The 11,497-nt window shown below is 46.2% G+C and carries 7 protein-coding genes; 2 read left to right on the top strand and 5 right to left on the bottom strand.

What is annotated here, in order from left to right; genetic code table 11:
- Nucleotides 1–272: L-serine ammonia-lyase, iron-sulfur-dependent, subunit alpha (locus tag PLH26_RS15635; protein ID WP_324586965.1), on the top strand; the 272-nt coding region annotated here is incomplete at its 5' end.
- A 237-nt stretch (nt 273–509) separates the two neighbouring features.
- Here the strand turns inward: PLH26_RS15635 and PLH26_RS15630 are convergent.
- Nucleotides 510–1,307, bottom strand: coding sequence for a glycerophosphodiester phosphodiesterase (locus PLH26_RS15630; RefSeq protein ID WP_324586964.1), 798 nt, complete (start codon nt 1,305–1,307; stop codon nt 510–512).
- Between the two features lie 139 nt (nt 1,308–1,446).
- Here PLH26_RS15630 and PLH26_RS15625 point away from each other — a divergent pair, with 139 nt between their 5' ends.
- Nucleotides 1,447–4,962, top strand: a complete 3,516-nt coding sequence (locus PLH26_RS15625) for a VCBS repeat-containing protein (RefSeq protein ID WP_324586963.1) — start codon at nt 1,447–1,449, stop codon at nt 4,960–4,962.
- 102 nt (nt 4,963–5,064) lie between these two features.
- Here PLH26_RS15625 and PLH26_RS15620 read toward each other — a convergent pair whose 3' ends face one another.
- The 4 genes from PLH26_RS15620 to PLH26_RS15605 all read right to left on the bottom strand — a co-directional run.
- On the bottom strand, nt 5,065–5,487 hold the full coding sequence (locus PLH26_RS15620) for a hypothetical protein (RefSeq protein WP_324586962.1): 423 nt from the start codon (nt 5,485–5,487) through the stop codon (nt 5,065–5,067).
- Nucleotides 5,488–5,587: 100 nt separating this feature from the next.
- A complete protein-coding gene (locus tag PLH26_RS15615) occupies nt 5,588–7,033 on the bottom strand; it encodes a RagB/SusD family nutrient uptake outer membrane protein (protein WP_324586961.1) in 1,446 nt (481 codons plus the stop codon).
- Between the two features lie 18 nt (nt 7,034–7,051).
- On the bottom strand, nt 7,052–10,108 hold the full coding sequence (locus PLH26_RS15610; protein ID WP_324586960.1) for a SusC/RagA family TonB-linked outer membrane protein: 3,057 nt from the start codon (nt 10,106–10,108) through the stop codon (nt 7,052–7,054).
- A 553-nt stretch (nt 10,109–10,661) separates the two neighbouring features.
- Nucleotides 10,662–11,497: fumarylacetoacetate hydrolase family protein (locus PLH26_RS15605; protein ID WP_324586959.1), on the bottom strand; the 836-nt coding region annotated here is incomplete at its 5' end.

The raw sequence follows: 11,497 nt of genomic DNA, 5'->3' as shown, positions 1-11,497 counted from the left end.
AAATAGCTATGGAGCATCATCTTGGCTTAACCTGCGATCCTATTGCCGGGCTGGTGCAGGTACCCTGTATAGAAAGAAATACCATGGGTGCTATAAAAGCCATTACTGCATCGCAGCTTGCCCTGCAAAGTACTCCCGATTTTGCAAAAGTTTCTCTGGATGCTGTTGTAAAAACCATGTGGAATACGGCGGTTGATATGAATCACAAATACAAGGAAACCTCCGAAGGAGGCCTTGCCATTCATATACCTTTGGGTTTAAAAGAATGCTGATACCTGCAAGGTCTGCCGGGTTGCTTTGCAGGTTGTGCAGACCTTGTAGGTTTGAGGTCTGCCGGGCTGCTTCCAACGGAAGCCGGAACAGGTGTCATGCCTACGGCATTCATGCGGCATAGGTTTGTGGTGCATTACCGATGCGATATGCCTACCGGCATTTAGGGGAGGGATACATATGCGACGCAAAAATCGCAGTATGGCATATGGTAGACCGGGCATGCTCTTGTAGGCTTATCATCTGAAAAACCGTTCAAATTCACTGTCAATCTGGAAATGCGTAAGTCCCGCGTCCTTCAGACGCTCTGCTTCTTTTTCCGCTTCACGCAACGGGTGGGCAGCCCGCCGGTAGCGCCAGGCGTTTACCACGCCCACCGCCAGGATGTTGTTGCGCCCGGCCCATTCCACATCATCATGGGTAAGTGCGTTGCCAAACAGGTAATAGTGCGAAGGGCTATACCCCGGCTTCTGCATATTTTCTTCCAATTGCTTCCTGGTACAGCTTAATTTAATTTTCCCTGTAAAGAACTCCGTTGATTCATCGGTGCCGATCATGAGTGCCGCTTTCTGCAGCTTGTACTTTTTGAGTAAGGCAATTACGCTTCCAAATAAAGCGGTGTCATTTCCCCTGATCTTATTGTCAATCATTACATCAATTTTACCGCTGCAATACTGCAATGCTTCTTCAAGCCGCAGTACCCTGCTCCCTGTATTGCTTTTTAATTTTTTAATGTCTTTCCAGTTCATCTCCGACACCTGTTTATCCAACCCGAAGTATCGCTTAAAATTCATGTCATGATGAATGATCAGTACACTGTCTTTGGTCAGCCTCATGTCAATTTCCACCATTTTGTAACCATGTTCAACAGCCGCTTTAAGGGCAGCCAGGCTGTTTTCAGCTTTGCTGCTGTCTACAACGCCCCCGCGATGGGCAATTAAATAATATTGATTTTGCAGTGATTGGGAAAAAGATACCGGTACCGTTCCGCAAAAATAAAGGATCACGCCAATACAACAGATCAATGATTTTTTCAAAATATGTAAGATTTGATATAAAGTTAAATGGTTTGTTATTACAGGGAATAATTTTACATACATTTACCGCAAAACAACCTTATTATCAGCAAAACGCCCTGTGTGACCGGTTATGGCCAGCTCAAAATTGTGTTCCCGTATGCGCTTCCCCCTCGCTTTTTCTTACCTTATGTTGTGCTTTACCGCCTGTAAGCAACACGCCCGGGAAGATCATCTTCTTGAGCTCATGCCTGTTGAAACAACGGGTATAGATTTTCAAAATGAGATACATGAGAATGAGCAGTTCAATGTTCTCCGGTTCGAATATTTTTATAATGGTGCGGGAGTTGGTGTGGGCGACTTTAATAAAGACGGCTTACAGGATGTATTTTTTACCTCTAACATGGGCAGGAGCAGGTTATACATCAATGAAGGTGCATTCCGGTTTAAAGATATTACCGGAACATCGGGCATCAATACGGCCGGCAAATGGGCATCGGGTGTATCGGTTGTGGATATCAATCAGGATAGCCTGCCGGACCTGTATGTTTGCTTTGCCGGGCCCCATGAAGCAGCCCAAAGAGCCAATGCACTCTATATAAATAACGGCGACAATACTTTTACAGATAAAGCCCGGGCATATGGACTGGCAGATACAGGGCACAGTGTACAGTCTGTTTTTTTTGATTACGACCGCGACGGGGATCTGGATATGTACCTCCTCACCAATATTACGGATGAAATGGGACCCAATGTGATCCGTAAAAAAAGGATACACGGTGAAATGCCGAACACAGACAGGTTGTACCGCAATAATGGCAACGGAACATTTACCAATGTGTCTCAACAGGCTGGTATTACCGTAGAAGGGTATGGGCTGGGTGTTTCTGCATGTGATATCAATGACGATGGCTGGCCGGATATTTATGTGTCTAATGATTATGTATCCGATGATCTTTTGTATATCAACAACCGCGACGGCACATTTACCGACAGGGCTGCTGCCGTATTTAAACATACCAGCTATTCGGCTATGGGAAATGATATAGCCGATTACAACAACGATGGCAGACCCGACATTTATACAGTGGATATGCTGCCGCCGGACAATTATCGCAAAAAAATGATGATCGGCGCCACGCCTAATGACAGGCACCGGTCGGAAATTCAATATGGTTACGCGCCACAGTTCATGCGCAATACGCTGCAACTGAATCGCGGCATGGATAAAGACAGCCTTCCCTCCTTCAGCGAAACAGGGCAACTGGCAGGGGTAGATGCAACAGACTGGAGCTGGAGCGCTTTGTGGGCCGACCTCGATAACGACGGCTGGCGCGACCTGATCGTTACCAACGGCTACCCGCGTGATGTTACCAACCGTGATTTTATCAATTATAACGCGCAGGCTTTAATGAAAGGATATGCCGATGAGCGTTTCAATAAACATACAATGGCCGCGCTCAGGGAGCTTGACGGCGCTTTCCTGCATAATTTTGTTTTTCAAAACCGGGGCGACTTAACTTTTGAAGACCAGTCGGCAAACTGGGGCTTTACCCGCAAGGCCTATTCAACCGGGGCGGCATACGCCGATCTTGATAATGACGGCGACCTGGATATTATTATCAGCAATACCTACTCGCCGGCATCAATATACCGGAACAACGCCGGTTCGAAAACACAAAATCATTATCTCAAAATCGGGTTATCCGGCCCGCCGGGCAATATACAAGGGTACGGAACAAAACTAAAACTGTTTGCCGGCGGTCTCAGCCTGTACCACGAACATTTTCCGGCAAGGGGCTATCAGTCAACCGTAGATGCAACGGTTCATTTCGGATTGGGTAAGCAAACCGGGATAGATTCATTGAACGTAATATGGCCCGACGGGAAAACGCAAACCCTTCATGCTGTTGGGGCAGATCAGGTATTGCAGTTGCATTATGCCAACAGCACCGTATCCCCTGCTCACATGGCGTCACCCGGCACCACAGCAATATTCCGCCCGGCTAACGCTGCTTATAATATCCATTACCGTCATACCGAAACGCCTTATACCGATTTTAATATCCAGCCGCTCCTTCCCCATAAATTTTCACAAAACGGTCCGGGCATAGCAGTTGCAGATATTAATGGAGATGGCAGAGACGACTTTTTTGCAGGAGGTGCATACAATCAATCAGGACAGCTTTTTTTTCAGCAGCCCAACGGCAGTTTTATTACCAGATCACTGGTAACCGGAAAGAAGTATGAAGAAGATATGGGTGTGCTCTTTTTTGATGCAGACAATGATGGCGACCAGGATCTGTATATTGTGAGTGGAGGAAATGAATTCGCTGCCGGTTCTCCGTATTACCAGGACAGGCTATACATAAATGACGGTAAAGGCAATTTTGCGCTGAAACCGGACGCGCTCCCGGAAATGCATACAAGTGGCTCATGTGTAATTGCTGCAGACTTTGACAGAGACGGCGACCTGGATCTTTTTACCGGCGGCTGGCTTACCCCGCAACATTATCCGGCAGCCGGTGTGAGCATGTTGCTTGAAAACAGGAACGGGGTTTTTGTTGATGTAACGGAGGAGAAAGCGCCGGGACTAAAGGATATCGGCATGGTAACCGCCGCCTTGTGGACCGACGTGAATAATGACAACCAAATGGACCTGCTTATCGTGGGAGAGTGGATGCCTGTAACCCTGTTCATTAATCATAACGGAACTTTTTCAAATGGCACGCAACAAGGAGGATTACTGCATACTGTTGGCTGGTGGAACAGCATACAGGCTGCCGATTTTGACCAGGACGGCAGAACAGATTATATACTGGGTAACCTTGGATTGAACAGCCGGTTCAGGACTTCTGAAAAGGATCCTTTAAGAATGTATACATACGACCATGATGTTCCGGGGGGCACTACCGACGCTATTATTTCCTACAGCCTGAATGGTGTCAGCTATCCTGTTCATCCCCGCGATGATGTGATGCAACGCATGCCCTTTTTGAAAAAAGAATTCCCCTTGTATAAGGATTACGCCAATGCAAAGATGGAAGATCTGTTCCCGCCGGCAGCGCTTTCAAAAACAAAAGTTGCTCATACTTTTCAAACCGCTTATCTCCGCAACAACGGGGCACAGGGCTGGAAACTGGAGCCGCTTTGCGTGGAAGCGCAGTTTGCGCCGGTATTTGGTATGCTTGCCGGAGATTATGACGAAGACGGCTTTGCCGATGTATTGCTTACGGGTAACTGGTACGCCACGGAAGTTATTTCCGGCCAGTACGATGCCTCTAAAGGCTTATTTTTGAAAGGTAACGGTAAAGGCGGGTTTTCAGTAAAGGAAAACGGGTTCCGCGTGGAAGGAGATGCAAAAGGGCTGGCTGAGATCAGAACACAGAAAAATACATTGTTGCTGTCGGCAATGAACAATGACAGCCTTGCAGTACTGGAAGAAAAACCACGCAGTGCTTTACAACCTTTTGTTGTTATGGGGCCGCGTGATGCTTATGCTGTTATCAGTCTGAATAACGGGAAACAGGTGAAGCAGGAATTTTATTATGGATCGGGCTATTTTTCACAAACCGGCAGATACCTGCGCATACCCCCCGGTGCCGTATCTGTAACAGTGTATGATTTTAAAGGAGAAAAAAGGGAATGGAGCGGTTTGCCTGCTCGTTTAAAATAACAACAGATCTTTTGTATTAACATGCGTAAGGTGTATATATACTTCCTTCGTTTATTTTGAGCGGGTAATTTTGAATCCGAAATATCACATTTGCAGGTTATCCTACTGCTGTGTGCTTACTTTTGAAAAATATCTTACCTCATACTTTTCCTGGTTTTTCCCCGGAAACAATGGCGATTTGTCTTTTCGAAGTACCATATGGTTTTTGTCTATATACAGTATAATGTATTCCGATACCGGGTTGCCATTCATATCATTAAAGAAGAGCGCTGAATCATTGCAATAGTAGCGAAACAAAAGTTGCTCTCCCATCCCTTCATGCGATACGATGCTATCGGTCCCGTAGCGGAACACTTCGGCAGGATGCGGGTGCTTGTTCATAAAATCAAAACCATTATAATAGTCGTATATAGAATCTACCTGCCATGTGCCGATGATCCTTTGTTGAACGGGGGCAGATGAGCAGGCATGTAAACAACAAACAGCGGCAGCCAGCAGAAAATCAGGAAAGAATTGTTTCTTCATTGGTAAAAGCTCAGTTATACAAACATACGATCGGACTTGTATAAAACATCCCCGGTACTTCAGGAATCAGTACCGGGGATGCGTTAAAATTGCTTAGATCTTAATCAAAATCAGGGTTCTGTACAAGCGTTCCATTGCTCAGATCAATTTGCCTTTGTGGTAAAGGGAACAGATAATTTTTTGGAACAACAAAAGTTCTGCCCGGTTTCCAGGGTCCGCGGTCAATCGCATAGTGCGCGGGAAGATCTATAATGCCTGCCCTGTCCCAACGCATTAAATCCTGGTGGCGTTCATTTTCGCCGGCAAGCTCAACGCGTCTTTCATGCATCAGTTCCGTCATGGTTGCATTCTCAACGTCGGCCAAGCCATTCCTGCTCCTTACCGCGTTAATTTCAGCATCTCCGTTCTGGGATGACCTGATCTTGGCTTCCGCAACGAGCAGGTATACATCGGCTGCCCGCAGTAACGGAATATTCATATTGTTGTCTAAACCGCCATCGGGCCGCCATGATACATATTTTCTGAAGAAATAGCCGGTGTTGGTAAGCCCGGGGTATACTTCGGTAGGTCCGCTTGAACCACCAATGTCAATAACATCCCCGATCTTGCCCATCGTATAGGTAAGGCGCGGGTCATTTTCCTCGAATTCATCTTCCAGGTCTTTGATCGGCTCATTAAAGCCCCATCCTCCCCACGGGCGGGGAGCGGAATAAATAGAAGTAACATTTTCCGTCCACCCTTCTGTGCATTGTATAGAAAACAGCATTTCAGGATTGTTTTTTGTGGCAGGTGTAAAGTTATCCCCAAAGCTTGGCGCCAGTGCGTAAGGACCGGTAATGACGTTGTTGCCATATTCAATGGCTTTCGGCCAGTTTTCAAGGTATACATAAAATTTGGTAAGATAGCCCCATGCAGATCCTTTGGTGGCCCGGCCGATATTGGCAGCGTCATTTTGCAATTGCAGCAGGTCGGCGGCTTTCAGAAAATCTTCTTCAATGCGTTTGTGCATGGAATCCAGAGAAGCCTTGGGCTTATTGAAATCATTATTGATAACATCTGCTTCGGTAATAACAGGTACCTGCCCGTATATTTTATAAAACTGCCAGTAAATCAAACCTCTTACAAAATAGGCTTCGCCTAAAATGCGGTTCTTCAGCGTTTGATCCATATCAATCCCCGGAACATTAATGAGCACTGCATTCGCTCTTGATATCACTTCATACTTTCTTGACCAGCTATCATTCAGCTGCACATTGCTGGGTTCATAAGTAAACTCCTCAATGGCCTGGTCTTCGGGATGGTCGCCCGCCCTCCACTGGTCATCCGAACAAATGTCCCAGGTTTGCTCGGTATGCGCAAACAGATATTCATCACCCAAAAAAGAATACAAAGCATTGGATGCAGCTATGGCATCATCGGCATTGCGCCAGAAATCTGCAGAGGTAGACTGCCCGTAGGGCGGGGAATTCAGAAAACCTTTTTTGCAACTGTTGAATGAAATGGTAAGTAATGCAAATATGGCCGTTATAATGATTCTATTTTTCATTGTACTGCGTTTAATCTTTTAAAATGTAACGTTTACACCAAATGTCCAACTGCGCGATTGCGGATACTGCGCAATGTCTACATTGATCTGTTTATTACCATCCGAGTAACCCAGTTCCGGGTCAAGACCTGAGTATTTGGTGAAAGTGAAAACATTCTGCCCTGTAACATACACCCGCAGCTTACTTATGCCAGCCCTTTCTGTAAGACCGGCCGGCAGCGTATAACCCAGTACGATATTTTTTAAACGGAGGAAATCCCCTTTTTCAATAAACATGTCGGATGTGCGGTAATTGCGGTTATCTCTGCGGGTGGTCATTCTGGGTACGGTATTGCTGGTGTTGGGGCCTGTCCAGCGGTCAGCCACCTCCGCATACATGTTAAAAGAATACGTTGGATCCAGTCCCTGCATCCTGTCGGCATTAAAAATACTCAATCCTCCGCTGCCCAAAATGAAGAGAGAGAGGTCTATCCCTTTGTATTCAAAATCGGCATTGAAGCCATACACCACTTTGGGGTGCGGACTTCCCAATATGGTACGGTCATTTTCATCAATCATGCCATCATTGTTCAGGTCAAGAAAGCGCACATCGCCCGGAGAGATCAGTCCTGCCGTTCTGCGGGGATCATTGGTAATGTTCGGATCTTTGTCAACATCCTCCTGTGTCTGATACAAGCCGTCGGTTTTCCAGCCATAAAATACAGCGATTGGAGAACCTTCATATGTTCTTGCAATTTCCTCTAAAGGACGACCGTACAATACCGATCCTATATAATTTCCGTCATACAGCTTGATCACTTTGTTTTTGATGAATGAAGCATTACCACTGAAGCTGTAATTGAAATCCCCTGCGCTGTTTCGGTATGTAAGGTCAATTTCAAGTCCCTGGTTGCGGAGTATACCCACATTCTGATCGGGGATACCCAACGTACCTACTGTACCGATAGTGGGCGGCGACAGCAGCATGTCTCTTGTTGTTTTAATGAAATAGTTTAAATTGGCCTGCAGGGTCCGTTTCAGCACTTCAATATTCAGTCCTATGTTGGTCATTTCTGCGGTTTCCCAGGATATATTATAATTGGGCAGGCGCGATTGCGTGGAGCCTACAACCGTGTTGTCGTTAAATGAATATCTTCCGCCGCCGCTGATCAAAGCGAGGTATTGCAATCCGCCCACGTTCTGGTTCCCCAATTGTCCCCATCCGCCGGTCAGCTTCAGTTCATTGATAAAGCCTGCATTGTCAAAGAATTTCTCTTCTGAAATTCTCCACCCGGCAGAAAATGCGGGGAAATAGCCCCATTTATTTCCTTCGGCAAATTTGGAAGAGCCGTCTGCCCGGAAGGTAGCGGTAAGCAAATACTTTCCATCGAAATCATAATTCACTCTGCCAAACCACGAGGATAGGGCATCGTAGCTGCGGTTGCCGCCGATGCTGCTGAGCGTTTGACCAACGTCTAAAAACCGCTGGTTGAACGCTTCATTAATAAAATCCCGTTTTGCTGCGCTGAACCAATCGCCGTTAAATGTTTGCGCAGTATACCCCCCTACAAAATCTACACGATGCAGGTCTGCAAACCTTTTGTTATAGGAAAGAAAATATTCTCCCAACAGCGAATACGACTCGCTGAAATTCCTGCTCAAAGAATTATTGTTGGTGGTACGGGTTTGATCGGTAACAACGGCGCTGAAGTTTTTACCGGTATAATGATTGGCATCCAACCCGAAATTCGCTTTTAATTTCAATCCCTTAGCAATTTCCAGCTCGGCATTTAAATTTCCGAGTATGCGGTTATTGACGTTAGATGCATCTGTATTATGGGCGGTAAAAACCGGGTTGTTGATATCGCCGTATTCATTGGATGCTTTTGATGTGCCCCAGGTACCATCGGCATTTTTTACCGGTATAAAAGGCATGAAACGGATAGCGCTCCAGATGATGCCATCCTGCGCTGATAAAGTGTTAAGACTGTTATCTTTTGAATTGGTCAACTGGATGCTTTCGCCAATCTTCAGGCGTTTTCCTATCTTATGATCAGAATTTACCCTTACACTCAGCCTGCGGAAAAATGAATTGGTGATCAGGCCTTTTTCATCATAATAGCCGCCGGATATCATGTAGGACGATTTTGAACCGCCACCGGAAATGGCCATATCAACATTGTTTACCTTACCTGTACCGAACAGCTCATCCTGCCAGTTGGTGCGCTGCACGGCATTGTCGGCATTGTTCCATACTTCATTAACAGGCAAACCATCGTTGGTATAGCGTTCGCGTTTTAGTTCAACCAGCGTGGCGGCGTCCAGCATATCCAGTGTTTTCAGTGCATTGGAGAAGCCGGTATAGGCGTTGAGCGAGATGGCGGAGGGTTGCTCAAAGTTCCCCCGTTTGGTTGTAACGATCACCACACCGTTAGCGGCGCGGGTGCCGTAAATAGCAGACGCCGAAGCATCCTTTAATATTTCGATAGACGCAATATCGTTGGGGTTAACCGAATTAAGCCCTCCTGCGGGAACGCCGTCTATGATAACCAACGGATCGGCATTGTTGATGGTTCCTGTACCCCTGATACGGATAGAACCCGCATTGCCCGGGCTACCGCCGCTTCTTACCACATTTACACCGGCCGTTCTGCCCTGCAATGCCTGGGTAACACCCGACACAGGCAGGTTCTGCACTTCCGATCCTTTAACAGAAGCTACTGCACCGGTAACATCTTTTTTCTGCTGGGTACCATAGCCTATTACCACCACTTCCGATAAGGAAGCAGCAACGCTCAAAAGGCTAACGTCAACCTGCGTTCTGCCGGCTACGTCAACCTCTTTTGCCGTATAGCCCGTGAAAGAGAAAATCAAAACAGACTCACCGGTATTTAAGCTAATGCTGTAATTGCCGCTGGCATCTGAAACGGATCCTTTAGTGGTTCCTTTTACGGTAATATTTACAGAAGGCAGTGCTTCACCTGAAGATTCATCTGTTACTCTGCCGGTAACAACTGCTTGCGCCATGGTAAATGCTGAAAAGCAGGCGCAGGCAATGAGCAAAAACAGCAGTTTTGGAAATAAACGTTGTTTCATAATTGTTTGGAGTTGGGACTTGAATATATAATTAATGATAATAACAAAAACAAATTTCACATATAATTACTTCCGGGCCTGTTAAGTTTACATGAAGCTTAATGGCATGAAAGCTTTTTACTGTTTTGGAAAAAAGATCACAATAACAAAAAAGGGGAAACGCTGCAGGAACAACCGGGTCAACGGGTATGGCGCTGTAACCGGAATAAGAGATTACATTCACATGCATCAGCCATTTTTATCCCTTTTAGCTAATGTCCATTCACACTCAGGTACATTCATCTCCGGATGCTGCCGGGTACGTAAACTATCTACCTGAAATTCTGTTGAAACTGCCTCCTGGTAAAAACTGTACACACTTCAACAATATTGTATTATAGAATTTACCAAGTGCAGGGTAAACTTACTCTTATTCGGTAAATAAAAACACTTAAACAGACTGCAAACGTTTGCATTTTTTTTTTGATAATATGGGAAGCACTGGTGTGATTCATTCCGTGAAAAAGCCGGGCAACCACAATGCCGCCTGGCATGTGATACCTCGCGGCAGAGCTCATGCCGGTACAGGGAGCGGCTTATGGATGATCCTGTTTGACAGCGTACCGATTTCATCAATACTGATATTTACAATATCGTTTTCAAGAAGTGTAAAATCATTATCCGGCACCAGGCAGGTTCCCGTCATCAGGAAGCAACCCGAAGGAAAATCGGTTTCCCTGAATAAAAATCCGGCCAGTTCGGGCAGCGATCTTTTCATCATGTTTATTTTAATGGCGCCTTCAAATACAGGCTGGTTGTTGCGAAGAATGCTCATGCTGATGGTAGTGCCCGGATCAATCGGGTTTTCGGGTATATATAGACAGGGACCCAGCGCGGCGCTTCTTTCATAAGTCTTGGCCTGCGGCAGGTACAAGGGATTTTCACCTTCAATGCTCCTTGAGCTCATATCATTTCCTATGGTATAGGCCTGTATATTGCCTGCACTGTTTATAAAAAGGGTGAGCTCGGGTTCGGGAACATTCCATGTAGAATCCCTGCGGATATACACATCTTCAAAATGGCCGGCAACGCGGTGAGGCAGCGATTTAAAGAACAACTCCGGCCGCTCTGCTTCATATACCTTATCGTAAAAAGTAGCGCCGCCCGATTCTTTCGATTCTTGCATGCGGGCATCGCGGCTGCGCAAATAGGTTACACCCGCAGCCCATACCTCCTGGCTTCCTATGGGCGCCATAAGCGGGCGTGTTAAAAATACAGCTACTTCTTCGCCGGAAAGCCGGGGAAACTTTACCAGCGACTGCAGCAGGTACTCATAAAGGTTATCCCGGTTGATCAAAGTGTCAAAAGCGGCGCCCGATATATAGTATCCGCCATCGTGCTCCAGTACAG

This window comes from Agriterribacter sp. (assembly GCF_035444585.1).
Classification (GTDB): Bacteria; Bacteroidota; Bacteroidia; order Chitinophagales; family Chitinophagaceae; genus Agriterribacter.
Note: the sequence above shows the minus strand (reverse complement) of the source record. Positions and strands in the feature narration are given on the sequence as shown.

What these genes read in the sequence shown, in the direction of transcription:
- PLH26_RS15620 (WP_324586962.1), bottom strand. Translation starts at nt 5,487, where the DNA reads ATGAAGAAACAATTCTTTCCTGATTTTCTGCTGGCTGCCGCTGTTTGT.
- PLH26_RS15625 (WP_324586963.1), top strand. Translation starts at nt 1,447, where the DNA reads ATGCGCTTCCCCCTCGCTTTTTCTTACCTTATGTTGTGCTTTACCGCC.
- PLH26_RS15610 (WP_324586960.1), bottom strand. Translation starts at nt 10,108, where the DNA reads ATGAAACAACGTTTATTTCCAAAACTGCTGTTTTTGCTCATTGCCTGC.
- PLH26_RS15615 (WP_324586961.1), bottom strand. Translation starts at nt 7,033, where the DNA reads ATGAAAAATAGAATCATTATAACGGCCATATTTGCATTACTTACCATT.